27 protein-coding genes are annotated in these 23,876 nt (G+C 64.5%); 11 read left to right on the top strand and 16 right to left on the bottom strand.

What is annotated here, in order from left to right; genetic code table 11:
- Positions 1-11 precede the first annotated feature (11 nt).
- From FJ428_RS02330 to FJ428_RS02310, 5 genes are all read right to left on the bottom strand, one after another.
- Positions 12-1,784, bottom strand: coding sequence for a tetratricopeptide repeat protein (locus FJ428_RS02330; RefSeq protein ID WP_140818313.1), 1,773 nt, complete (start codon positions 1,782-1,784; stop codon positions 12-14).
- A gap of 159 nt (positions 1,785-1,943) precedes the next feature.
- Entirely contained in the window at positions 1,944-2,411 is a 468-nt protein-coding gene (locus FJ428_RS02325; protein ID WP_140497994.1) for a DUF1284 domain-containing protein, read from the bottom strand.
- An 8-nt stretch (positions 2,412-2,419) separates the two neighbouring features.
- Entirely contained in the window at positions 2,420-3,001 is a 582-nt protein-coding gene (locus FJ428_RS02320) for a biotin transporter BioY (protein WP_140818315.1), read from the bottom strand.
- Between the two features lie 105 nt (positions 3,002-3,106).
- Positions 3,107-3,775: a GntR family transcriptional regulator gene (locus tag FJ428_RS02315; protein ID WP_140497988.1), complete on the bottom strand. Its 669-nt coding sequence runs from the start codon at positions 3,773-3,775 to the stop codon at positions 3,107-3,109.
- A 106-nt stretch (positions 3,776-3,881) separates the two neighbouring features.
- Entirely contained in the window at positions 3,882-4,898 is a 1,017-nt protein-coding gene (locus FJ428_RS02310; RefSeq protein ID WP_140497986.1) for a polyprenyl synthetase family protein, read from the bottom strand.
- Between the two features lie 165 nt (positions 4,899-5,063).
- Between FJ428_RS02310 and FJ428_RS02305 the strand changes: the two genes are divergently transcribed.
- The 7 genes from FJ428_RS02305 (at position 5,064) to FJ428_RS30480 (ending at position 9,400) form a co-directional block, all read left to right on the top strand.
- Positions 5,064-5,288 (top strand): DUF2007 domain-containing protein, encoded by a 225-nt coding sequence (locus tag FJ428_RS02305; RefSeq protein WP_135901951.1) that lies wholly within the window; start codon positions 5,064-5,066, stop codon positions 5,286-5,288.
- Positions 5,288-6,088 (top strand): methyltransferase, encoded by an 801-nt coding sequence (locus tag FJ428_RS02300; protein ID WP_140514767.1) that lies wholly within the window; start codon positions 5,288-5,290, stop codon positions 6,086-6,088. Before FJ428_RS02305 ends, FJ428_RS02300 begins: the two co-directional genes overlap by 1 nt.
- An 87-nt stretch (positions 6,089-6,175) precedes the next feature.
- Positions 6,176-7,039 (top strand): S49 family peptidase, encoded by an 864-nt coding sequence (locus FJ428_RS02295; RefSeq protein ID WP_140878856.1) that lies wholly within the window; start codon positions 6,176-6,178, stop codon positions 7,037-7,039.
- A gap of 137 nt (positions 7,040-7,176) precedes the next feature.
- A complete protein-coding gene (locus tag FJ428_RS02290; protein WP_140623553.1) occupies positions 7,177-7,362 on the top strand; it encodes a hypothetical protein in 186 nt (61 codons plus the stop codon).
- A 26-nt stretch (positions 7,363-7,388) separates the two neighbouring features.
- Positions 7,389-8,291 (top strand): 4-(cytidine 5'-diphospho)-2-C-methyl-D-erythritol kinase, encoded by a 903-nt coding sequence (locus FJ428_RS02285; RefSeq protein WP_140878855.1) that lies wholly within the window; start codon positions 7,389-7,391, stop codon positions 8,289-8,291.
- On the top strand, positions 8,278-8,832 hold the full coding sequence (moaB, locus tag FJ428_RS02280; RefSeq protein WP_140564282.1) for a molybdenum cofactor biosynthesis protein B: 555 nt from the start codon (positions 8,278-8,280) through the stop codon (positions 8,830-8,832). Before FJ428_RS02285 ends, moaB begins: the two co-directional genes overlap by 14 nt.
- Before the next feature lie 142 nt (positions 8,833-8,974).
- Positions 8,975-9,400: a hypothetical protein gene (locus tag FJ428_RS30480; RefSeq protein ID WP_140559354.1), complete on the top strand. Its 426-nt coding sequence runs from the start codon at positions 8,975-8,977 to the stop codon at positions 9,398-9,400.
- Between the two features lie 148 nt (positions 9,401-9,548).
- Here FJ428_RS30480 and FJ428_RS02270 read toward each other — a convergent pair whose 3' ends face one another.
- Positions 9,549-10,073, bottom strand: a complete 525-nt coding sequence (locus FJ428_RS02270) for a glycosyltransferase (RefSeq protein WP_140878975.1) — start codon at positions 10,071-10,073, stop codon at positions 9,549-9,551.
- 150 nt (positions 10,074-10,223) lie between these two features.
- Between FJ428_RS02270 and FJ428_RS02265 the strand changes: the two genes are divergently transcribed.
- On the top strand, positions 10,224-11,378 hold the full coding sequence (locus tag FJ428_RS02265; protein WP_140514951.1) for a PA0069 family radical SAM protein: 1,155 nt from the start codon (positions 10,224-10,226) through the stop codon (positions 11,376-11,378).
- Positions 11,379-11,520: 142 nt separating this feature from the next.
- A complete protein-coding gene (locus FJ428_RS02260) occupies positions 11,521-12,216 on the top strand; it encodes a ribonuclease HII (protein ID WP_140514759.1) in 696 nt (231 codons plus the stop codon).
- Positions 12,217-12,467: 251 nt separating this feature from the next.
- Here FJ428_RS02260 and FJ428_RS02255 read toward each other — a convergent pair whose 3' ends face one another.
- The 7 genes from FJ428_RS02255 to FJ428_RS02225 all read right to left on the bottom strand — a co-directional run bounded on the left by FJ428_RS02255 (position 12,468) and on the right by FJ428_RS02225 (position 18,084).
- The gene (locus tag FJ428_RS02255; RefSeq protein ID WP_140514758.1) at positions 12,468-12,959 is read right to left on the bottom strand and encodes a F0F1 ATP synthase subunit B; all 492 of its coding nucleotides are present in this window, start codon (positions 12,957-12,959) and stop codon (positions 12,468-12,470) included.
- A gap of 10 nt (positions 12,960-12,969) precedes the next feature.
- Positions 12,970-13,569 (bottom strand): F0F1 ATP synthase subunit B, encoded by a 600-nt coding sequence (locus FJ428_RS02250; RefSeq protein WP_140497966.1) that lies wholly within the window; start codon positions 13,567-13,569, stop codon positions 12,970-12,972.
- Between the two features lie 94 nt (positions 13,570-13,663).
- Positions 13,664-13,888 carry a F0F1 ATP synthase subunit C gene (locus FJ428_RS02245; RefSeq protein ID WP_140497964.1) on the bottom strand — a complete coding sequence of 75 codons (225 nt, stop codon included), beginning with the start codon at positions 13,886-13,888 and terminating at the stop codon, positions 13,664-13,666.
- Positions 13,889-13,972: 84 nt separating this feature from the next.
- Positions 13,973-14,731, bottom strand: coding sequence for a F0F1 ATP synthase subunit A (locus FJ428_RS02240; RefSeq protein ID WP_140497962.1), 759 nt, complete (start codon positions 14,729-14,731; stop codon positions 13,973-13,975).
- 87 nt (positions 14,732-14,818) lie between these two features.
- The gene (locus tag FJ428_RS02235; protein WP_140728127.1) at positions 14,819-15,217 is read right to left on the bottom strand and encodes an AtpZ/AtpI family protein; all 399 of its coding nucleotides are present in this window, start codon (positions 15,215-15,217) and stop codon (positions 14,819-14,821) included.
- Between the two features lie 256 nt (positions 15,218-15,473).
- A complete protein-coding gene (locus FJ428_RS02230; protein ID WP_140559353.1) occupies positions 15,474-16,655 on the bottom strand; it encodes a cell wall hydrolase in 1,182 nt (393 codons plus the stop codon).
- 100 nt (positions 16,656-16,755) lie between these two features.
- Positions 16,756-18,084 (bottom strand): MFS transporter, encoded by a 1,329-nt coding sequence (locus FJ428_RS02225; RefSeq protein WP_140649053.1) that lies wholly within the window; start codon positions 18,082-18,084, stop codon positions 16,756-16,758.
- A 116-nt stretch (positions 18,085-18,200) separates the two neighbouring features.
- Between FJ428_RS02225 and FJ428_RS02220 the strand changes: the two genes are divergently transcribed.
- Positions 18,201-19,121, top strand: a complete 921-nt coding sequence (locus FJ428_RS02220; RefSeq protein ID WP_140497956.1) for a LysR substrate-binding domain-containing protein — start codon at positions 18,201-18,203, stop codon at positions 19,119-19,121.
- 74 nt (positions 19,122-19,195) lie between these two features.
- On the opposite strand, the gene der is transcribed toward FJ428_RS02220, so the two are convergent.
- Positions 19,196-20,629 carry a ribosome biogenesis GTPase Der gene (gene der / locus FJ428_RS02215; protein WP_140497954.1) on the bottom strand — a complete coding sequence of 478 codons (1,434 nt, stop codon included), beginning with the start codon at positions 20,627-20,629 and terminating at the stop codon, positions 19,196-19,198.
- A gap of 3 nt (positions 20,630-20,632) precedes the next feature.
- Entirely contained in the window at positions 20,633-21,298 is a 666-nt protein-coding gene (locus FJ428_RS02210; protein WP_140514747.1) for a tetratricopeptide repeat protein, read from the bottom strand.
- A gap of 190 nt (positions 21,299-21,488) precedes the next feature.
- On the opposite strand from FJ428_RS02210, the gene FJ428_RS02205 reads away from it, so the two are divergent.
- The gene (locus FJ428_RS02205) at positions 21,489-22,502 is read left to right on the top strand and encodes a polysaccharide deacetylase (RefSeq protein ID WP_140878974.1); all 1,014 of its coding nucleotides are present in this window, start codon (positions 21,489-21,491) and stop codon (positions 22,500-22,502) included.
- A gap of 36 nt (positions 22,503-22,538) precedes the next feature.
- On the opposite strand, the gene sbmA is transcribed toward FJ428_RS02205, so the two are convergent.
- Entirely contained in the window at positions 22,539-23,798 is a 1,260-nt protein-coding gene (gene sbmA / locus FJ428_RS02200) for a peptide antibiotic transporter SbmA (protein WP_140497950.1), read from the bottom strand.
- Between the last annotated feature and the right edge of the window lie 78 nt (positions 23,799-23,876).

Here is a 23,876-nt window from a genome sequence, read left to right as displayed (position 1 = left end):
ATCATTTCATTTTAGCCCTTCGGCGCAGCCGGTGCCGGCTTGACCTTGGGGGTTTCCTGCGCCGTGTTGGACTCGATCGGCGGCAGGCCCTTCATCAGCTTCTGCTGCAAGGCGGCAAGCACGTCGGGATCCGGCTTCAGGTCGCGCGCCTGGTTCCACTGGAAGGTGGCTTCCAGCTTGCGGCCGACGCGCCAATAGGCGTCGCCGAGATGGTCGTTCAGCACCGGATCTTCCGGCTTCAGCGACACCGCGCGTTCCATTTCGCGCACCGCGTCATCGTACCTGCCGAGGCGGAAATAGGCCCAACCCAGCGAGTCGACGATGTAACCGTCGCTCGGCCTGAGATCGACGGCCTTCTGTATCATCGCCAAGCCTTCCTTCAGGTTCATATTCATGTCGACCCAGGAATAGCCGAGATAGTTCAGCACCTGCGGCTGGTCGGGCTGCAATTCCAACGCCTTGCGGAAATTGGGCTCGGCCTTCGGCCATTCCTTCAGCCGCTCATAGGCGATGCCGCGCTGGTAGAAGATATTCCAGTTGGCGGCGGTCGGCGTCTTCAGCGCCTCGACGGCCTTGTCGTAGAGATTGGCGGCGGAACGGAAATCCTCCTTCGACGAGTAGACCCCACCAAGCGCCAGATAGGCGCGCATGTCGTTGGGATGCGCATCGACGAAGGCCTTCAGATGCGTGATCGCCTCGTCATGGCGATCGAGATCGGCCAGGTTGAGGCCAAGCTGTAAGTCCGAAAGCTCCTTCAGCGGCGAGGTATCCGGTATCCGTCGGTAGAGCGCGATGGCCCCCTCGCCGTCCTTCAGCTGTTCGGAAACGGCGGCAAGCTGCACCAGGGCGGCATCGCTGTCGGGTTTCAGCGCCAGCGCATACTGCAGATAGAGCCTGACGAAAGGCTCACCGCCGCCGCGATTGAGCGCGGTTGCCAGATCGAGCAATATCTCGGAGGCGCCGTCGGATGGGCCGGCTATGAAGGGCGGGATCTTGTCGCCCTTGCTGATCCTGTCGCGCAAGGCGACAATTTCCAGCTTGCCCGGCGAAAACGCCTCGGCCTGGTCGAGCACCGATACCGCCTTGGCCGTGTCGCCCTTGCGGGCCAGGAACGAGGCATAGGCCTGCGCATTGCGCATCCATGTTTCGGGAGCCGCGCTGCCGGCGGCGGTGTCCTGCATGGTCGCGGCATAGATCGCGTCGGCCTTCTCAGGCATGTTGGACGCGTCGGCGATCAGCGCGCGGTGGAAGGATTTGAACAGGCCGAACCAGTCCGGCCCCTGCAGCTTGTCGATGGATGCCATCGCCTCGCTGGGGTCGCCGGCGCCCTCTTGGGCCCAGCCGGACATGACGCCGGAGATCAGCCGGTCGAGATCGGATTCCAGCGACAGCTTCAACCAATACTGCGCCTTGGAAAAATCCTTCTTGTGGAAGGAATCGACCGCCAGCGCCAGGCGCGAGAACCGTTCGACGTCGGGAACTTCCTTGAGCTTGTCGGCATAGACAAGGGATTCGTCGAAGCGGCCTTGCGCGATCAGCGACAGCATCAGGCTCTGCTGCAGGCCCGTATCGCTTGGATCGAAGGCCAGGGCCTGCTTGTAGTAGGCAATGGCATTATCCAGGTCGTTGTCACCCTCGGCGATCCGGGCAGCCAGATAGGCTCCCGAGAAAGATGTGATCTTCACCGGTTCGGTGGTCTGCTTGGCATAGGCCGGCAGCGCCGAAATCGCCATGCCCGTCACAAGTGCCAGCCTTGTCAGCCAGCGCGCACGTCCCTGCTGCATCGTATCCCTTTCAGCCAGGCGCCATCTCCGCGTCAGCGGGATCGACGTAGATTCGATCTTTCGGAGAAAAGCATGGCCTTTTTGGGGTCACGCTTCAATCCGCCTCGAATTCACAATCGGGTCACCCGATTAACAAACCATGCCGGCAAAGAACGGCTTTCAGCCCGAAACCGGCGCATCGGCGTCAGGAGTGCCCGGAAGACCGGAGGGCCGCAGGCGCGCGCCCTGATATCCGCCTGACGCCACCGCGCTGCACAGGCCGCTCCATTCACAGCCTCGGCAGGCCTCGCGCGTGAGGCCGGCCGAGAAGGCCTGCCGCATCCGCGCCAGCATGTCCGCACCGGGATCGAGGCGCGCACCGGCCCGGATTGGTCGCCCGAGCAAGGCGCCGGCATCGTGGGCGGCAAGCCGGTCCCGCTCGGCGGCGCTGTCCCGCAGGCAATGTGGCTCCTGTTCATCCAGCAACGGTGCGCAGATGTCGTCCGGGCCGGACACGACCAGTATGTCCTCGCCCCGGCCAAGGCGCTGCGCGATACCGTCGTAGTTGGCCGTGAATGCGGGGCTGTATCCCTTGCCCACATAGGTGAGCAGGCAAAGGAGGTGATGAGCGCGCAGCCTTATCGTCACGGCTGGCGCTATTTCGCCTTGCCGCGCGGGAGCGCCATCAGCGTGGCGGCGCCAAGCGCCGACTTGAGCAGGCCACCGAGGACAAACGGCAGGAAGCCGAAGGCAACAGCCTTCTCGGCGCCGATGATGACGGCGAGCCACGCCGTGCCAAGGGCTAGGCACAGCAGGTTGCCGAGCAGCATGGCGACGAAGGCAAGCACGACCCTGCCGCCGTTCCAACCGCGCTCCGCCAGCCAGCCGACCAGTGCGCCGACAACCGGGAAGGCGAAGAGATAGCCGCCCGTCGGGCCAATAAAATGTTGTACGCCGGCAGCCCCGCCGGCCAGAACCGGGAAGCCGACCGCACCCTCGGCCAGCCAGGCGGCGATGGTGATCGCGCCCAGCCGCCAGCCGTAGAGCGCGCCGACCAGCGTCACGGCAAAGGTCTGCATCGTCACCGGAACCGGCACCATCGGCACCTCGATGTAGGAGGACAGCGCCAGGAACAGGGTGCCGAGCACGACGGCGCCCGCCTGCCAGCCGAGCGATCGCTCCTGAAGCCGGAGCGGGCTGAAGGACGGTTTTGCGGACGAGAACGCGATGTCGGTCATAGGGGCTCCCTTGGTCGATCCAAAATTATAGATAATTTTTGCCTTCGATCTATTATCGAAGCCACAATTTTCGGACGATGGCAAGGCACGCCTTGCGCAAGGCGGTTAGCCCACGATCGCGAAGGCCTCTCGCGTGGTGCCGGAGGCTGTCCTGACCGGCTTGCGGCCAATCCATTGCACGTGCCGCCCCAATGTCGCCGCGGCCGATTCGGTGTTGCCCTGCCGCAAGGCGGCCAATATCGCCCGGTGGTCCTGGTCGGTACGGGTCTCCCATTCCGAGCGCCATGCGGCGAACAGGAAACGGGCGCTTGCGGCGTGCAGGTCATCGATGGTGGCGAGAAGACGCGACATGCCGCATGGCGTCAGGATCAACCGGTGAAAGGCGCGGTTGGCTTCTTCCCACGACCTGACGTCCCGGGATTTGTCGCCGGCCTTGCTGGCCTCCTCGGCCCGATCGAGAATAGCGGAGGTCAGATGCGGCGCCGCGTGGCGCAGCGCCAGCACTTCGAGCGCCGCCCGCATTTCGGCGACCTCCTTGACCTCGCCGAGGTCGAAAGCCGCCACGCGCACGCCGCGGCGCGGTTCGCTGACGGCGAGGCCTTGCGCCTCGAGGCGGCGAAAGGCCTCGCGCACGGGCACATGGCTGGTATTAAACTCCTCGGCGACATGGTCCTGCCGCAACCGGGCGCCCGGCTCGATCGCGCCCGAGATGATGCGATCCGCCAGAACCTTGCCGATGCGCACCGCGATGGTGTCGTCCGTGCCCTTTGCCATGTTTTATAGATAATTTGCAGCCGGGCAGCTTGTCGAGGCGGCGGAGAAGGATTCACGGATTTCTCCCCAGCACGAGCCAGAGGAGAGCTGCGTGAAAGGCAGCGGCTCAGTTCACCCGGCTGATGCAGAAGTCGATGACGTCGATCAGCGCCGATTTCTGCGGCGTCGCCTCCAGCGGCGCCAGCGCGTCGCGGGCGATCTCGCCGAAATGACGGGCGCGCCCGATCGTGTCGGCGATCGCGCCGTGGTGGGTCATCAGCCCGATCGCCTTTCCGAGGCCGGCGTCATCGGTGACATTGTCCTCGATGGCCCGCTTCCAGAAGGTGCGCTCGGCCTTGCTGCCGCGCCGGTAGGCGAGAATGACCGGCAGCGTCACCTTGCCCTCGCGAAAATCGTCGCCGACATTCTTGCCCAGATCCTTGCTGGTGCCGCCATAGTCCAGCGCATCGTCGATCAGCTGGAAGGCGAGCCCGAGATTCATGCCGTAGGAGCGCAAGGCGGCGCGGTCGTTGCGCGTCGCCTGGGCGATGACGGGGCCGACCTCGGCGGCAGCCGAGAAAAGGGCCGCGGTCTTGGCCTTGATGACGGCGAAATGCTCGTCCTCGGTGGTCTCCAGGTTCTTGGCGGCGGCAAGCTGCATGACCTCGCCCTCGGCGATGATCGAGGCCGCGCTCGACAGGATGTCGAGCGCCTCCAGCGAACCGACATCGACCATCATGCGGAATGCCTGGCCAAGCAGGAAGTCGCCGACCAGCACGCTCGCCTGGTTGCCCCAGATCATGCGGGCCGTCTTCTTGCCGCGTCGCATGCCGCTCTCGTCGACGACGTCGTCGTGGAGCAGCGTCGCCGTGTGCATGAACTCGACCGATGTAGCGAGCTTGACGTGGCCCTCGCCGGCATAGCCGAACATCTGTGCGGCGGCGAGCGTCAGCATTGGCCTGAGCCGCTTGCCGCCCGACGAGATCAAGTGGTTGGCGACCTCCGGGATCATCTCGACATCGGATCCGGCCTTCGACAGGATCAATTCGTTGACGCGCCCCATGTCGGCCGCCGTCAGGTCGATCAAATCCTTGATGGAGGCGGGTTCCCGCTTTCCGTTTTCGATGTTGAGAACGACACCCACGACAAACTCTCCCGTCTGATGTAACGCGTGCGACGGCACCCTTAGTTCCGTTACGGACTCTAGGGCGGCGAACGCGGCCACGGCAAGTGGCGAATTGGCGCGGCTTCTCTGGTTTCGGGCCTCGCATGCGTTTACATGAACGCGGCAAACTGAGAGTTTCGTCCGATGATAGAGCTCATTCGCACCAACGACGCCGTCATCATCTCCTTCGTCGAATCGCTGATGCGCGATGCCGGCATCGGCTGCTTCGTGGCCGACCAGAATATGAGCGTGCTCGACGGCTCGCTCGGCATCCTGCCGCGGCGCGTCATGGTCGACGCCGACAAGGCCGACGCGGCGCGGCGCATCCTGACGGATGCCGGCATCGCCAACGAGATCCGCCAAAAATAATGTCCGCCGCGCCAGCCGCCCTCGCCCCGGACACGCCAGCCCACACGGTCGATGCCTTCCATCGCGGCCGGTTCTGGCTGGTGCAGCCCAAGCACGGCGGCCATCGCGCCGGCATGGACGCCATGATGCTGGCGGCTGCCGTGCCGTCCTCCTTCGGCGGGCGTCTCGCCGATTTCGGCGCCGGCGCCGGTGCCGCGGCACTTGCCGTTCTGGCGCGCTGCCCGACGGCCCGGGCCGTGCTGGTCGAACGCGCGCCGGAAATGGCGGCTTTCGCCGCGGCCACGCTCGCGCATCCCGGCAACGCTCACCTCGTCGACCGCGCTTCGGTGCTCGTCGCCAATGTCGCGCTTTCGGGCCGCGCCAGGACGGCGGCCGGCCTCGGCGACAATGATTTCGATTTCGTCATCATGAATCCGCCCTTCAACGCCGCGCAGGACCGCGCCACGCCCGAGCGCTTGAGAAAGGAAGCGCATGTCATGGAGGACGGGCTGTTAGAGGGCTGGATCCGCAGCGCCGCAGCAGTGGTCAGGCCGCGCGGCGGGCTTGCCGTCATCGCGCGGCCCGAGCAACTCGGTTCGCTTCTCGATGCGATCGCGGGCCGTTTCGGCGACGCCGAGATGCTGGCCGTGCATCCCCGCCCCGATGCCGCGGCGATCCGCATCATCGTCAGGGCAACGCTCGGGGCGCGCGGCAAACTCGCTATTCGGCCGCCTTTGATGCTTCACGCGCAGACGGGCGACGGCCCGTCGGAACGGACGGAGATGATCAACAACGGCCTCGCCTCCCTGTTCGGAGATTGAACACAAACTGGCCGCGATGGCCGCGGCATTGCCGTTGGCCTTGAAATTCCTACATGCTGGCAACCCATCGAGCGGAGATCGACCTCAGTGAAACGCCTTTTCAACCGCCTGCTGCCGAAATCCTGGCGTTCCACGGTCGTCACCATTCCGGTTATCCGGTTGCACGGCACCATCCTGGCGGGCGGCGGCCCGTTCCGTCCCAGCCTGTCGCTTGCCTCCACCGCCGGGCTGATCGAAAAGGCGTTTTCCTTCGACGCGCCTGCCATCGCCATCTCCATCAATTCGCCCGGGGGCTCGCCGGTGCAGTCCCGGCTGATCTTCAAGCGTATCCGCGACCTCGCGATCGAGAAGAACAGAAAGGTGCTGGTCTTCGTCGAGGACGTCGCTGCCTCGGGCGGCTACATGATCGCGGTCGCCGGCGACGAGATTTTCGCCGATCCATCATCCATCGTCGGCTCGATCGGCGTGGTCTCGGCTTCGTTCGGCTTCCCGGAGCTGATGAAGAAGATCGGCGTCGAGCGCCGCGTCCATACGGCAGGGCAGAACAAGTCGGTGCTCGATCCGTTCAAGCCCGAGAAAAAGGAAGACATCGAACGGCTGAAGGCGCTGCAGCTCGAAGTGCACGAAACCTTCATCGATCTGGTCAAGGAGCGGCGCGGCACCAAGCTCAAGGACGATCCCGACCTGTTCACGGGCCTGTTCTGGACCGGCAAGCGCGGCCTGGAGCTTGGGCTTGTCGATGCGCTCGGCGACATGCGATCCGTGCTCAAGACGCGGTTCGGGGCGAAAACCCAACTCAAGCTGATCTCGGCGCCGCGCGGTTTGTTCGGCCGCTTCGGGCTGTTCGGCTCGAGCAAGGGATTTTCGGCGCCCGATATTGCCGCCGCTGCCGCCGGGGGCGTGATCGATGCGGCGCAAGAGCGCGCTTTGTGGGCGCGCTTCGGGCTTTGAAAACCCGGCAAAACCGTCTAGCATGAACCTCGAAGTTCCATGCATGTCGTTTTTCTCCAGAACCCGTCTTTGGACGACATGCGCCAACCGACCCGACCGGCCGCCCTTCGCCGGCCCAGCGTGGGAGGAGTTTTGATATGCCGCAGATCATTTTCTTCGCCGCCGTCGGGATCGCCGCTTATTTTGGCTACCGCACCTTCATCCGCGAGGCCGAGCGCGTAACCGCCAAGGTGCGGCGCACCGAAAAGCAGACGGCAAACGGCGCGATGGGGACGCTGGTGAAGGATCCGAAGACCGGCGAGTACCGGCTGGCCAAGGACTGATCCTCATTTCACTCGCAATCGAGAGCCTGGAATCCGGCCAGCGCGTCCGGATATGGCCGGCGCCCGCCAAGATAAACCTCGCTCTGCATGTCACCGGCAGGCGCGATGACGGGTATCATCTGATCGAAAGCCTGGCGGTGTTCACGCGCTTTGGCGACAGGATCGAGATCGCGCTTGCCGAGCGAGACGATTTCAGCGTGTCCGGCCGCTATGCGCCGGATGTTCCTCTCGACGGCAGCAATCTGGTGCTCAGGGCGCGTGACGCGCTGCGGCAGGCGGCCGGTCCTCGCGGCACGCCGCCGGTCTCCATCAAGCTCGAAAAGAACCTGCCCGTCGCTTCCGGCGTCGGCGGCGGGTCGAGCGATGCGGCAGCAGTTCTGCGCGGGCTTGCGGCAAGCTGGCAACTCGACATCGACGATGCCGCGCTGGCGCGGATCGGGCTTTCGCTCGGCGCCGACATTCCCATGTGTCTGGCAGCCAGGCCGCTGATTGCACGCGGCATCGGCGAGGAGTTGTCGATCGTGCCGGATTTCTCGGCGCTCGGACTGGTGCTGGTCAATCCCGGCAAGGCGGTCTCGACAACCGACGTGTTCAACGCGCTGTCGCGGCGCGACAATGAAGCGCTGCCGCCGCTGCCGCGCGTGGTCGACTTCCACAGCCTGCGCAACTGGCTGGAGATTACGCGCAACGACCTTGAGCCGGCGGCCCGCGCCATCGAGCCCGCTATCGGCAAGGCACTTTCGGTGCTGAACAAGGCCGGGGCCGGTTTTGCCCGCATGTCGGGTTCCGGCGCCACCTGCTTCGGCCTGTTCGAGACCGGCAACGTCGCCAAGCGCGCGGCCGCCGACATCCGTGCCCGGCAACCCGACTGGTTCGTCGCCGCGACGCGCAGCATGACGGCGGAGGCAGATGCCCATGGCCAGGACTGACGAGAGCCGTTCCTTCATTCCGGTCCGCATCGCGGTGCTGACCGTTTCCGACACGCGCAGCCTTGCCGACGACAGGTCCGGCCAGACGCTGGCCGACCGCATCGCGGAAGCCGGCCACATCCTTGCCGCCCGCGATATCGTCACCGACGATGGAGACAAGATCCGCAACAAGGTGCTCGGCTGGTCGAAGGATGATGGGATCGATGTGGTCATCACCACCGGCGGCACCGGCTTCACCGGGCGCGACGTGACGCCGGACGCGCTGGAGCCGATCTTCGAAAAGCGCATGGATGGTTTTTCCGAGGTGTTCCACCGCATTTCCTACGACAAGATCGGCACCTCCACGATCCAGAGCCGGGCGACCGGCGGCGTCGTCAACGCCACCTTCGTCTTTGTGCTGCCGGGCTCGCCCGGCGCCTGCAAGGATGCCTGGGACGGCATCTTGAAGGCGCAGCTCGACTACCGGCACATGCCCTGCAACTTCGTCGAGATCATGCCGCGCCTGGACGAGCACCTGCGGCGCGGCATGTCGGCTCCGTGAAAGCCGAGGCAAGGCGCTGGTTTCACGCCGCGTTTGCCAGGCAGAACACCGCCTTCGCCTTCGAAAGACCATTCCAAACCGGATGCGGCAGGACGTATCGTCTCGCGGCGGCGGCCATCGCCGTTGAAGACGGGCGGACGCGATGACAGTGCATAATGGCGGGTGCCATTGCGGCAACATACGCCTTCGATTTTCAACCGAGCTCGATCCATCGACAATCGAGGTTCGCGCCTGCCAGTGCTCGTTCTGTACCAAGCATGGCTCGCGCGCCGTCGCCGATCCGGACGGCAGGCTGGTCATCTCAGTCAAGGACATCCAGCGATTGAAGAAATACCGTTTTGGATTGGGGACGGCCGACTACCTGATCTGCGGTGAATGCGGTGTCTATACCGCCGCAATCGCCGGAGAGGACGATGCCAGGGCAATCGTCATCATCAACGCCCTGGACGATCAAAGGTCGTTCAGTCAGGAACCGATCCCGGTCGACTACGACGCGGAAAGCAAGGCACAGCGTCAAGCCAGACGTCGTCTTCGCTGGATGCCTGTCGAGATGCGTTTTAGCGAATGACCGGCTCGCCGTGGAAGCGCCGGCGCGAGGACCGCGAGACACCGAAACCACTTCCATCATCAGCCGCGGCCGGCGCGCCGCCACCCGCGTGATCGGAAACTGGCTGCGCGTCACATGTGCAACGCACGTAGACAGAGCAGCTGCAAAATCATTTGGACAGGCGGTGCTCTTGTTTTGCCGGAGCGGCCCAGATTTCGGCATCCAGCCGCTTGGTCGCCAGGCCGCGTGCGAGGGCCTCGGCGCTGCCGGCTTTTTTCGACAAGGATGTGGCCTGGCGCTTGCTGATCAGCAGCCCGTCGGCCAAGGCACGGTTTCCCGAGAAGATACGGGCCAGGAATGGCGCGCGGCCGGCGCGTGTGCGTGAAAACCGCGCCGCCATGGTTTGCCTCGCTGTATGCGCAACGACCTCGTCGATCCACCCGTCGACCAGCCGCGCGCCCGGTTCCAGCAGCAACAGCCAATCGCCTTTCGCGTGCCGGATGGCCGCCGCGACGCCGTCGGTCGCATACTGGCACCCGGCATGCTCGGCGACGCGATGGGTCTGGTCGGTGGAACCGGTGTCGCAGACGATGACCTCGCGCACCACGCCCTCGACCGCGCCGCCGATCAGCGTCGCCAGGGTGCGAGCGAGGCCCTCCTCGTCATTGTGGGTCTCTATGAGAACGGTGAGCATCATTTGCCGAATAGCGGAAAGCGGAACGCAGCGCCAGTTTTTGCGGCGCACCATAGAAAGTTCTTGCTTTGTTCTCGTTCGGCAAATAGGATTAAATTCATGAGCAGAGCGATTCGAAACAACATGGACAGTCCCTGGGAGCGGGCGAAGATGGAACCGATCATGCGCGCCGACATTGCCGCCTTCGGAGCAGGACGAGCCGAAATGGCCAATGCTATGATCGAGCAGAGCGGCATGCGCGTGCGTCCGGACCGCAACCGCGGCCGGTCGGCAGGCATCAACCCGTCCGGCCGGTTCGAGCCGGTCAGCCGGCATGTCTTCGACGATGGCTGGAACTCGCTGGAGGAACTGCCTCCCTTCAAGACCGAGGTGCAGGTCGAGAAGCCGCGTACCATCATCACCCGCAATGAATCGCCCGACATCTCCTTCGACCGCTCGATCAATCCCTATCGCGGCTGCGAGCATGGCTGCGTCTATTGCTTTGCGCGGCCGACGCACAGTTTCATGGGCCTGTCGCCGGGGCTGGATTTCGAATCCAAACTGTTCGCCAAGCCCGACGCGGCGCGCCTGCTCGACAAGGAACTGTCGAAGGACGGTTACCAGCCGCGAACCATCGCCATCGGCACCAATACCGATCCCTACCAGCCGATCGAGAAGCAGTACCGGATCATGCGCGAGATCCTCGAAGTGCTGGAGGCGCGCGGCCACCCGGTCGGCATCGTCACCAAATCCGCTCTGGTGACGCGCGATATCGACATCTTGTCACGCATGGCCGAACGGGGCCTCGCCAAGGTGGCGTTGTCGGTGACGACGCTCGACCGCATGCTGGCGCGCACCATGGAGCCACGCGCCTCGACGCCGGCCAAGCGGCTGGAGGCGATCAGGCAGCTTGCGGATGCCGGCATCCCTGCTTCGGTCATGGTGGCGCCGATCATCCCCGGGCTGACCGACCAGGAGATGGAACGCATCCTCGATTCGGCGCACCATGCCGGCGCACGCGAGGCGGGCTATGTCGTGCTGCGTCTGCCGCTCGAGGTCAGCCCGATCTTCAAGGACTGGCTGCTGCGCCACTATCCCGACCGCTATCGCCATGTGATGTCGCTGATCCGCTCGATGCGCGAGGGCAAGGATTACGATTCGGAATGGGGCAAGCGCATGAAGGGCGCGGGTCCTTACGCCTGGCAGATCGGCCGGCGCTTCGAAATCACCGCCAAGCGGCTCGGTCTCAATGCCGAGCGGCGCACGCTGCGGACCGACCAGTTCGTCGCCGCCGGCAAGGACCAGGAGCAGTTGATGCTGCTTTGAACGACCGCGGCTGTTTGCCGCCGTGGCGAAAAAATCCCGTCCGGCCTGCCCCGGCCTGCAGACGGTGCCCTCCCGGTCCGGCGCCCCACCCGACCCGGAGGGACTTGCGGAGAATCAGAGCCGATGCGAACCTCGCCGCAACATGGCTCGCGCGCGTTCTGATTCTCCGCCTCTCTTCGAAATCGTCGAGAAACCCGATTTCTCCTTCGAGACGAAGGCGATGGCCGAAGGCCTGTGGCCGGTCGCGGGGATGGACGAGGCCGGACGCGGCCCGCTGGCCGGACCGGTGGTGGCGGCTGCGGTCGTGCTCGACCCTGCCAACATCCCTGACGGCCTCGACGATTCCAAACGGCTCAGCCATTTGCAACGCGAGGCGCTGTTCGTGCGCATCATCGGCTCCGCGCTCGGCGTGTCGATGGCCTCGGTCAGCGCCGAGGGCATTGACGGCAGCAACATCCTCAAGGCGAGCCTGGAGGCGATGCGCCGTGCGGTCGCCGGCCTGCCGGTGCAGCCGAAGCTCGCGCTTGCCGATGGGCGCGACGTGCCGCCGGGCCTGCCTTGCACGGGGCGCGCGCTGATCAAGGGCGACCAGCGCTCGCAATCCATCGCCGCCGCCTCGATCGTCGCCAAGGTGATGCGCGACCGCATGATGTGCGGCTGCGGCAGCCATCACCAGCACTACGGCTTCGAAGTGCATATGGGCTATGCCACGGTCCGCCATCGCACCGCGATCGAGACGCACGGGCCGGTGGCGCGGCTGCACCGCGTGTCGTTCGCGCCATTCAGGCTTGAAGGTGCCGAGGTGGTGGAAGAAGAGAGCTTCGCCGGGCTGGATTAGGGCGAAAGCAGCCGAGCGCATATCTCCCCCCACGAGAAACCCTGGAGGGGCGAGATGGCCGACAGGCCAGAGGGGGTCGCCGCGCGTGAAGCGCCGACCTGCTCTTTCGCCGGACAGAAGGTCGCGCCAGGACGTACCGACTCCCTCTGTCGCCTTCGGCGACATCTCCCCCTCGAGGGGGGAGATTATCCCAGCCAACAAAAAAGCCGCCGGGTTTCCCAGGCAGCCTTTGATTGTTCGATGCGATCAACTCAGTTCAGCTTCGCCTTCACATCGGCGAGCGAGGTCTTGAACAGGTCGGCTCCTGCCTTGGCGTCGATCTTGCCGGCGAGCAGCGTGCGAGCGGCTTCGACGGCGATGTCGACGGCGCTGGCGCGCACTTCGCCGATCGCCTCGCGCTCGGCCTGGCCGATCTTCTGTTCGGCAAGAGCGGTGCGCCGCGCGACGTAGTCCTCGGTCTTCTTGTGCGCCTCGGCGGCGAGCAGTTCGGCTTCGCGCTTGGCCGCGGCGACGATGTCTGCGGCCTCCTGCTCGGCTTCCTTGCGCTTGCGCTGGTATTGGCCAAGCAACTGCTGGGCCTCCTCGCGCAGCCTGCGCGCCTCGTCAAGCTCGCTGCTGATCCTGGCGGCGCGGGCATCGAGCGCCTTGGCGATCAGGCGGGGCACCTTGATGTAGATGGCGATACCCAAAAAGATGACCAGGGCGATCGTGGCCCAGAGCGTTGCAAGAGATGTGGCGTCCATGATGCGCTCCTCACCCGGCCACGGACTTGACCGCGGCCGCGATCTCGGCCTTGCTGGCCTTGCCGCCGACCAGCGCCTCGACGATCGCCGAGGCAGTGTCCTCGGCGATGCTGCCGACTTCCTTCATGGCGTTGGCCTTGATGGAAGAGATGCGCGCCTCGGCCTCGCCGAGCTTCTCGTCGAGCGCGGCCTCGATCTTCTTGCGCGCGGTCTCGGCTTCCGCCTTGGCCGCGTCATTGGCCTGCTGGCCGATGGCGTTGGCGTTCTTCTTGGCTTCCGCCAGCTCCTGCTCGTAAGCAGCAACGGCGGCGTCGGCCTCGCCCTTCAACTTCGCGGCCTGATCGAGATCCTGGCTGATACGGTCGTTGCGGACATCGATGATGCCGCCGACGCGCGGCACCACCACCCTCTTCAGGAAGAGGTAGAAGAGCCCGAACGTGATCGCCAGCCAAAGAAGCTGCGACGGAAACGTCGCCGGATCGAATGGCGGAAACATGCCATGAGCTTCGGCAGGCACGCTGGTGCCGGAATGCGTGTCGCCTTCCGTCGCAGCGTGGCCAGCCTCGGTGGCAGGCGCGGACTCTTGCGCAAAGGCAGATGTCACGAACATGGACTATCCCCTGATATCAGACCCGCCGCTCTCGCGGCCGGCCTGTCCAATCTTCCCATAGCTTAGCCAAATAGCGGCTCAGCCAAACAGGGGCTCAGCCGAACAGGGCCAGCAGCGCGATGAGAAGCGAGAAGATGCCCAGAGCTTCGGTCACGGCGAAGCCGAAGATCAGACGGCCGAACTGGCCATCGGCGGCCGACGGGTTGCGCAGCGCGCCCGAGAGATAGCTGCCGAAGATGTTGCCGAGGCCAATGCCCGCGCCGCCCATGCCGAGGCAAGCGATGCCGGCGCCGATGTACTTTGCTGCTTCTACGTCCATTTGTTCAACTCCTTTGGATCTGAAATTCCGTTGCGATTCCATTCCGGCGGCAATGTTGAAAACTCTTGCGCCGGAAATTTTTTATCAGTGCCCCGGGTGCAGGGCGTCGTTGAGATACATGCAGGTCAGCACCGCGAACACATAGGCCTGAAGGAAGGCGACCAGCAGTTCGAGCGCGGTCAACGCCACGGCCATCGCCAGCGGCAGCACCGAGCCAGCGACGCCGACCGCGCCCAGCGCCGAGAGGCTGACGACGAAGCCGGAGAAGACCTTCAGCGTGATGTGCCCGGCGAGCATGTTGGCGAACAGACGAACCGAGAGGCTGACAGGGCGCGAGACGAAGGAGATCACTTCGATCAGCACCACCAGCGGCAGCAGGAACACCGGCACGCCTTGCGGCACGAACAGCTTGAGGAAACCAAGGCCGTGCTTGCCGAAACCGTAGACGATCACGGTGCCGATAACCAAGACGGCGAGGCCGAAGGTGACGATGATGTGGCTGGTGACGGTGAAGAAATAGGGGAACAGGCCAAGCAGGTTGGCGACCAGCACGAACATGAACAGGGAAAACACGAAGGGAAAGAACTTCATGCCCTGCGTGCCGGCGGCGTCGCGCAACATGTTGCCGACGAATTCATAGGCCATTTCGGAGATCGATTGCAGCCGGCCGGGAACGAGGCTGCGGCTCGACGTCGTCAGAAACAGGAATGCCGCGGCGACAACCACGGTCGCGACCATGAACAGCGCCGAATTGGTAAAGGACAAGTCGTAGCCGCCGATATCGATCGGTATCAGCTTGTTGATATGGAACTGGTGGATCGGATCGACCTTGTCAGCTGCCACGTTCAAACCCCGTCAGTGCCGCATGCGGCCTTGTTACCATGCCGCCCGTCGAAAGGCGGCTATTTCCAAATGCCGCCTGAAGGGCGGTCACTTGCTGTCGTCGCGGCCAGAGCGCGATTTGTCGCCCTGTCCGAATTCCGCCACAACGCCTGCCGAACGCATGACATTGAGCACGCCCGCGCCAAAACCAAGCAGCAGAAACACGATCAGACCCCATGGCGATGTCCCCGCCAGACGGTCGATGATCCAGCCGATGCCGGCACCGACCACCACCCCGGCGATGAACTCGCTGGACAGCTTGAGTGCCTGACCGTATCCGGTCACTGGTTTCGCGTCTTTCCCCTCGAGCCGGTCCGGCCGTCTTGTCGCAAGCGATGCTTCAAGTTCACGCCGGCGGCGCTCAAGTTCGTCGTCGCGGATGGCGGCTTCGTGCTGCTTGCCGCGGCCGGTTTCTCCGGTTCCGCCTGGCCCAGTTTCATCGGCCATCGCAACCCCCCTGCCCGGGCAGACCGTCACCGTCCGTCCGCTTCTAAAGTCGCCGGCAACATAGTTAGAGGGTTTGCGCCCGTCAAGCCACGGGCGGAAGTTCGTTACCATGTATTTTATACAATGAAATCAATGCAGTATAGAGGTGCGACATCGTGCCCGCCATGGCGACGCGGACGCCTTGCGCGAATCCTCCGCGCGACGGCTCTTCGAGAGACCGCGCAGCCGCGCAAAAATATGGACGCCTATCGGGCGTTCAGCTCCAGCCGCCGCCATAGGTGCGATAGAAGATATGCAGGCCGATCTTGGTCATCTTCTGCATCGTGCGCGCCCAGTTGGGATGGACGTAATTGGCATAATAGTGGGTCGACGATCCGACTTCGGGAATGAAGACCTTGCCGGCGGTCACCGCCATGCCGACGTCCTGCGCAGTCTTGTAGGCGACCGGGTTGTCGATGCGCTTCTTCCTGCCGTCGCAGGCGAAGGAGAACTGGCAACGGTTGAACCAGCTGTCGTTCTGGTAGACGACGCCGCAGATCGAATTGGGATAGGCCGGATTGCGGACACGGTTGAGGATGACCTGGGCGACGGCGGCCTGGCCGCGCACGGATTCGCCCCGCGCCTCGAAATAGATGCCGTTGGCCAGGCATTTCTGCTCGGGCTTGGAGAAGACGCTCGCCGGAAGTGGATTCTGGATCCACGAATGGTCGCCCTTGGCCATCGGCGGGATGAAACGGCCGTTGTTGGGCTCCTCGTCCTGGAGCAGGGCCTCGAAGGGCGACGCCTTGGCATAATCGGGCGCGGCCTGCGCATAGGCCGTCGCCAGCACATCCGGATGATCGTTGTTGACCAGGGCGGCAAGCATGGGCGACACGCCGGGATCCGGCTTCTTGTCCTCACGCGCGTGGAATGCCGCGGCGATCTGGATTTCCTTGCCTTTGATCTCGGGTTTGGCGAAAGCCATCTTCAGGCCGCTGTCCATGCTGGGCCGCAGCAGGGATGAGGTGCGCTCGAAGATCGAGCCGGCGTTGAAGTTCTTCGGCGGGGCGACGGGAGAGATCTGGACGATGCGGCCCTTCTTGTCGGCGCGCACGATGCGGTCCTCATCGGGCGTAGTGCTGACCTTGCCGCCCTTGCCGCGAAAGGAGACGGCGCCGACGCCGGGCAGGCGCACCCCCGATCCGGAGAGCGAACCCGTCACAGCGTCGTCGACAAACGGCATCTCGGCGGCATGGACCGATCCGGCGACGGATTTCTCGACATAGGAATTCCAGCGGGTCGGCGCCTCGAGGCCGGAAACGAGGCTCGTCATATCCTGGTAGGCGGAAACCGTCGGAAATCCGATCCAGATGCCGAGGCCGACGATGAAAGGTGCCACGAGGCTGCGTTTCTTCTCACCGGCGACGGCAACAAGGCGCGTCAAGACACGTCGATGCACGGAACTCTCTCCAGGAACGCTACTGACCCCACTGGAGAGCAAAATGATGCATTAACCTTGATGGGACGTTAACAGCTTCGATCGGGTTTTCCCGGTCGGCTCAGGCTCGTGGTTGCGAAGTGGGGCGGTTTTGCGGCGGGACGGACATGGAGGCCGGCCGCAGGAAGATGGGCCACGCGATCAACGCGCACGCCGCAGCCGACAACCAGACGCCGGGCCAGGACCAGAGATGCAAGAGCCCCGGAATGGCCACCGGAACCAGGAAGAAGCCTATGAAAACGAAGCTGTTGGCGAGGCTGAGCGCTGTGCCGACATGGCCGGCGCCGGCAAGCGTGGCAAGCTCGGTGTAGGCGACGCCATGCCAGGTGGAGACCAGGATGCCTGCGACAATCAGCATCACGGGAAGCGTGGCCATAGCGACGGGCTGGCCGCCTGATGTGGTCGGGCCGGCCAGGACCAGCAGCCAGAGCAGCGTGAAGGCAAGCGCGCTGAGCGCACTGCACAGGCGCAGGAACGGCCTGCGATTACCGTGGCGGTCGGTGAAGCGCCCGCTCCAGACGCGCATCGCCATGGCGCCGGCCTGCACGGCGGCGAGGCTTGCGCTGGTGGCCAGGGTCCCCATGCCGGCGAAGTCGTGCAGGAAGACCGATGCGAAGGTGAGTACGGCCACTTGCGGAAAGCACAGCAGGCCGATGGCCGCTGCGATGCGCCAGACCTCGACATTGCGCAGCGGCCGGGGCCCGGCCAGAACGGTCGGCGCGGCCGAACCCTGTGTCGGCGGTTCGTGCAGCCAGCGCCAGGCGAAGATAGCGGAGATCACGGAGAAGGCGGCGAGCAGGCCATAGACCGCCGCGAAGCCATGCGTGGCGGCAAGCAAGGGCAGGACAAGAGCGCCCAGCCCGCCGCCAAGCGGCACCGCCGTCTGCCGGATGCTCATGGCGAATCCGCGTTCGCCTTCGCGGAACCAGCCCATGATGGCGCGGCCGCTCGAACCGTTGACGCTGCCGCCGAGCAGGCCGGTGGCGAGCAAGGCGGCGGCCAGGACATGAACGCCCGGCACGCCGGACGGGGATGGAACGACAAGCAACGCCATCAGGAACAGCCATGCCGCCGTGGCGCCGAGCCCGGTCAAAAGCACACGGCGATCGCCCCAGCGATCGGTGAGCAGGCCCCAGGGCAGTTCGCTGAGCGCAACGCCCAGACCGAGAAGGCCAAGCGCCAGGCCGAGCTGAGCATTGCCGAGATGATAGCCCTGCCGCATCAGCACCGCGGTTGCCGGTATGCCGGAGAAAGTAGCGGAAAAACCGGCATTGGCGGCGACGCCGATGCCCAGCACCTTCCAGCGGTGATTGGGCGTGAAGGTCCTGGAGCCGGAGCCTTCGGCCCGTGGCGTCGACTGACAATCGGTGCGGGTGACGATGGCGGACATGGTTTCATTCCCGTTTGCAGCCCGGTGACCGGCCTTGACGGCGCATGTCTATCGCCATAGCTTTGTCCATAAAATCAGGAAGTTTTTGACGCACAATCCTAAAAAACGGGATTATCATGCGACGCGTGACATTCGACCTCGACGTCCTCAGAAGCTTCGTCACCGGAATGGAGCTTGGCAGCTTCGCCAAGGCGGCCGACCGGCTTGGCCGCTCGACCTCGGCGGTCAGCGCGCAGTTGAAGAAACTGGAGGAGCAGGCGGCGACGCCTATCTTCCGCAAGTCGGGACGCGGGCTGGCACTGACGGAAGCTGGCGAGACCATGCTCGGCTATGCGCGGCGGCTGGTCGAGCTCAATGACGAGGCGGCCGCCGCCATCCATGATGTCGAGCTGGAAGGCTGGGTGCGGCTCGGCCTGCAGGAGGATTTTGGCGAGGCGGTGCTACCTGACGTGCTCGGCCGCTTCGCCCGTGCCCATCCCAAAGTCAAGATCGAGGCCCGCATCGCGCGCAGCCATGAGCTCGCGGAGCGGATCATCTCGGGCAGCCTGGACATCGCACTTGCCTGGCACAGCGGCGCGACGCTGCCATACAGCCAGCATGTCGCCGACGTGCAGATGCGCTGGATCGGCCCGGCAAAGCGCATCGAGACCAGCCTGCGCCATGGCGAGCCGCTGCCGCTGGTGGCGCTGGAAGCACCTTGCCTGTTGCGCACGGTCGCAACCGAAACGCTCGACCGCGCCGGCCTGCCCTGGCGCATGGCCTTCTCCAGCCCGAGCCTTGGTGGCATCTGGGCGGCTGTTGCAGCCGGGCTCGGGCTGACGATCCGCACCGACATCGGCCTGCCGGCCAGCGTCAGCGCGATGACGCCGGAGATTGCCGGTCTGCCGGCGCTGCCCAGGATGACGCTGTTCCTGCACCGCAGGGATGCCGAACCCGAACCGGTGGCCGCCCGCCTCGCCGATATCCTGCTGGAAGCGGCGCGGCAGGCACTACCGGAGGGCGCGCGGACGGATGAGAACCTGCTGAAGGTCGCCTAGGCCCTGGTCGCAACCCCTCTTCGTCATTCCAGGGTCTACACCGCGTCGAAGGGTTGGCACCCTTCCCCCGGACGTCAGCGCTTCTTGGCCCTGCCGGCAAAGGGATTGTCCGAAGTCCTCAACGCCATGCGGATCGGTACGCCCGGCATGTCGAAGGCTTCGCGCAGGCTGTTGGTGAGATAGCGGACATAGGATTGCGGCATCGCATCCGGGCGCGAGCACGAGACGACGAAGCCCGGCGGGCGCGTCTTGGCCTGCGTGACATATTTGACCTTCAGCCGGCGACCGGCAACCGCGGGCGGCGGATGATGCGCAAGAATGCCTTCCAGCCAGCGATTGAGCCTGCCGGTCGAGACGCGGCTGTTCCAGACCTTGTGCGTGCGGATGACGGCTTCCATGAGCTTGTCGAGGCCCCGTCCGGTCTCGGCCGAAACCGTCACCGCCTGCATGCCGCGCGCCTGCGGCAAAAGCCGTTCGGTCTTTTCGCGCAGTTCGGCCAAGAGTTCCTGCGGATTGTCGATCAGGTCCCATTTGTTGAAGGCGATCACCGGCGCGCGGCCCTCGCGGATGATCAGGTCGGCGATCTGGAGATCCTGCTTCTCGAAAGGGATGGTGGCGTCGAGCACGATGATGACGATCTCGGCGAAGCGGATGGCGCGCAGGCCATCCTGCACCGACATGACCTCGAGCTTTTCATGGATCCTGGCCTTGCGGCGCATGCCGGCGGTGTCGAACAATTTTATACGGCGGCCGCGCCAGTCCCAATCGACCGAGATGGAATCGCGGGTGATGCCGGCTTCCGGTCCGGTCAAAAGCCGCTCCTCGCCGATCAGTGCGTTGATCAGCGTCGACTTGCCGGCATTGGGGCGGCCGACGACGGCAATGCGCATCGGCTTGGTGTCGTCATAGGCCGGCACCTCGTCGGCGTCGGGATCGGCGATATCCTCGCCGATCAGCACCTCGCTGGAGGCGATCTCCTCGTCGTCGTCCTCATCTTCGCCAAAGGCTCTCGCCTCGCCAAGTGCGGCGATCACCGCGTCGCGCAGGTCGGGCATGCCTTGGCCGTGTTCGGCCGAGACCGGAACCGGCTCGCCAAGCCCGAGCTCCCAGGCCTCCAGCATGCCGCCCTGCGCGCCCTTCGCCTCGGCCTTGTTGGCGACCAGCACGACCGGCTTGCCGGATTTGCGCACGATCTCGGCAAAGGTCCGGTCGTCCGGCAACAGGCCGGATTTGGCGTCGACGGTGAAGAAGATCAGGTCGGCCTCACGGATAGCGATCTCGGTCTGCGCACGCATGCGGCCGGGCAGCGTCGAGGCGGCGGCGTCCTCGAAACCCGCAGTGTCGATGACGTCGAAATGCAGGTCGTAAAGCTTTGCCGCATGGACGCGGCGGTCGCGGGTGACGCCCGGCGTGTCATCGACAAGCGCCAGCTTCCTTCCCACCAGCCGATTGAAAAGAGTCGATTTGCCGACGTTAGGCCGGCCGATGATGGCGACTTTGAAGCTCATATGTCACGACGCACTGCCCGAGCCGCGGATCAGCTCGGACATCAGGGTCGCCCGTTCGCGGGTGTTGCGCGGGGCACCGTCATCGGCGGCGATCTGGTCGAACAGCTTCAGCGCATCCTGGGTCTTGCCTTCCTTCCAGGCGGCCAGCCCGAGCGCCTCGCGCGCGGTGTGGCGCAGCGTGTTGGTGTCCGAGGTCAGGGCCTCGACGCGGCTCGACACATCGGCGAAGGAGCCGTGATCGACCAGCAGCAGCGCCGCCCTCAACCGCGCCATGTCGCGAATGCCCTGGGGAATGGCGGCGTCGGCCGCCACCTCGTCGAAATCCTTGACGGCTGCGTCGACGTCGCCCTTGTCGGCCTTGACGGTGGCCGCGCGCATGCGGGCGAGCAGCGGATAGGCGCCGTAGCCATCCTTCTCCAATTGATCGAGCGCGGCCAGCGCCTCGTCGTTCTTGCCGTCATTGGCCAGCTTCAACGCTTGCGAGAAGGCATCGCCCGAACGGTTGGCGCGGGTCTCGTCCCAGTAGCGGTAGCCGACGAAGGCGGCGGTGCCGAGCACGACCAGCACCGCGACCACAAGCAGGGCCGGGCCGAAACGGTCCCACAGCTTCTGCGCCTGTTCGCGACGGATCTCGTCATTGACTTCACGGATAAAACTGTCGTCGGACATCAATAAAACCATTCCTGCCCCGGGCCGGAGCGTTCGCGAGCCCGCGTTTTAGCGAAATTTTGTCGGCATGGAAGGGGTTCGACCGGAAAATCACCTATTCGCGGGGCAAACGGACGAAAAGGCCACCGCACCCACGCCACATTTGCGCTATAGCGGGGCCAAAACCGCCCGGGGTCAGTAGCTGTTGCCAATATCCTTTTCGTCTCGCGTTGCCGCGTTCTGTCTCGCTTCGCTCGCCACGGCCGGTGCGGCTTTCGCCGATCCACCCGGCTCGCGGGCGCCTTTGCCGGCAAGACCGAAGCAGGTCGTCATCATCTCCTTCGACAGCGCCCGCGACATCTCGCAATGGAAGCGCAGCCGGGCGCTGGCGAAGCGCACCGGAGCGCATTTCACCTATTTCCTCTCCTGTGTCTTCCTGCTGTCACCCGAAACGCGCAGCCAATACACCGCGCCGGGCAAGACATCGGGCAAATCCAACATCGGCTTCGCCGCCTCGACGCAGGAAGTGAGCCAGCGGCTGGAGCAGATCGGGCTTGCGGCATCGGAAGGCCATGACATCGCCAGTCATGGCTGCGGCCATTTCGACGGCAAGGACTGGAGCAAGGCCGACTGGCTGAAGGAGTTCGCCTCGTTCGAGCACATCCTCGAAAACGCCTATGCGATCAACGGCATCGAGCCCGAGCCGACCGGCTGGCGCGATTTCGCGCGGCATGCGGTGGTTGGCTTCCGCGCGCCCTATCTGTCGACGAGCAAGGCGCTCTACGAGGCGCTGCCCGCCGCCGGTTACCGGTTCGACGCCAGCGGCGTCTCGCGCGGCCCGGTCCAGCCGCCGACCACCGCCGGCCTCGCGCGCTTTTCACTGCCGCAGATCCCGGAAGGACCGAAATCGCGGCCGGTGATCGCCATGGACTACAATCTCTATGTCAGGCATTCCGGCGGCTTCGAGCGGCCGAGCAAGGCAGGCGAGTTCGCGGACCGCACCTACCAGGCTTTCCGCGCCGCCTTCGAGGATCAATACCGGGGCAAGCGCGTTCCGCTGCAACTCGGCTTCCATTTCGCGCTGATGAATGACGGCGCCTACTGGAACGCGCTGGAGCGTTTTGCCGGCGAGGTCTGCGTCAAATCAGACGTCGAATGCATCAGTTTTCGCGATTACATATCGCGGCAGGGTGCTGGCCAGAAGCAGGCTTCCGTCGGCGGCTGAGCCGCCGACCCGTTTCGCACCCAGGTCTTTCCTGACTTAAGCGGGATCCTCGGCGCCTTGCCGCGCCAGATAGCGCTGGTCGATTTCCGGCAGCGGCTCGCCCTGCAGCGTCGCCTCGAAGGCTCGCAGGCGCTTATGCACCGATTGCAGTTCGACGATGGTCGACCAGGAGGTGAGCAGGAACTGCAAGGAACCCGTCACCTTGCCGAATGCATTCGAGATCTGGTTCAGCGCGCCGAACGTTATCTTGTGGGCGACCAGCGACGGCCCGAGGATCAGCAGCGAGAAAATATTGTCGGCCTGCAGGTAGGTGTACCGGACGACATTGAAATAGATGTAGTGGAAATACAGCCGGAAATAATTGTGGCGAACATTGGCGAACAGCGCGGCGGTGGTGGCGGGCTGGGCCCGGTCGGCATGATCCTCGCCGTAAACGAGCTCCTTGCGGTAGGCCGCCTCCACGCGCTGGTTGCGGAACTGCAGCCCTGGAAGCTTCATGCCGGCGATCATGACCGAAATCGTTCCGAACAGACACCAGGCCAGTGCCGCGACCACCAATGGCTGGGGGATCGCGCCGATGATCGGCAACTCGGTTATATGGGCCTGCAACTGGATCATGACCGGCAGGAAGGCGATCAGCGTCATGATCGACTGGACGAAGCTGGAACCCAGATCTTCCATGATCTGGGAAAACCGCATCGTGTCCTCCTGGATACGTTGCGAGGCGCCCTCGATGTGGCGCAGCCTGCCCCAGTTCTCGACGAAATAGTTGTTCATCGCCGTGCGCCAGCGGAAGATCCAGTGGCTGACGATGAAGGCGTTGACCACCTGCACGTTCATGCCTACCAGCGCAAGCCACGAGAAATCGGCCAGCCCAATGTAGAATTCGGCGTTGGTCGATTTTCCGGTGCCCGACATCAGCCCCTGCACATAGTCGAAGAAGGGCCCGTACCAGGCGTTGACGGCGACGCTGACCTGCACATTGAAATAGATGAAGAACAGGATGACCGCCGTCATCAGGATCGACCAGCGTTGCCACGGATGCGGCGAATACCAGCTCCAGAACGCATAGAAAGCGACCACGCAGAACGCGAAGTAGATGTAGAACCAGAGAAACGGCTTCGAGACGAGGACGGCGATGCCGATAATGGGCGGTGCACCGGCTGCTGCCGGCGGCAGGCCGAAGACGGCGCCCAGTTGCTCACCCCCGAAAAACCAGAACAGGATTGCCGCAAGGCTCCAGACGGCGGCCGAAGAGAAAAACAGCTTCGGCTGCGGGAAGAAGGATACGAACACTGTGGCGAATTCCTCGATTTTTGCGCAAATCAGCTGGGTTCAGCAGGCATAAAGTCACACATTAGGGGGAAAGAAAAT

The organism is Mesorhizobium sp. B2-8-1, from assembly GCF_006440955.1.
Taxonomy (GTDB): domain Bacteria; phylum Pseudomonadota; class Alphaproteobacteria; order Rhizobiales; family Rhizobiaceae; genus Mesorhizobium.
The sequence above is the reverse complement of the archived record's forward strand: the minus strand, read 5'-3'. Positions and strand labels throughout refer to the sequence as shown.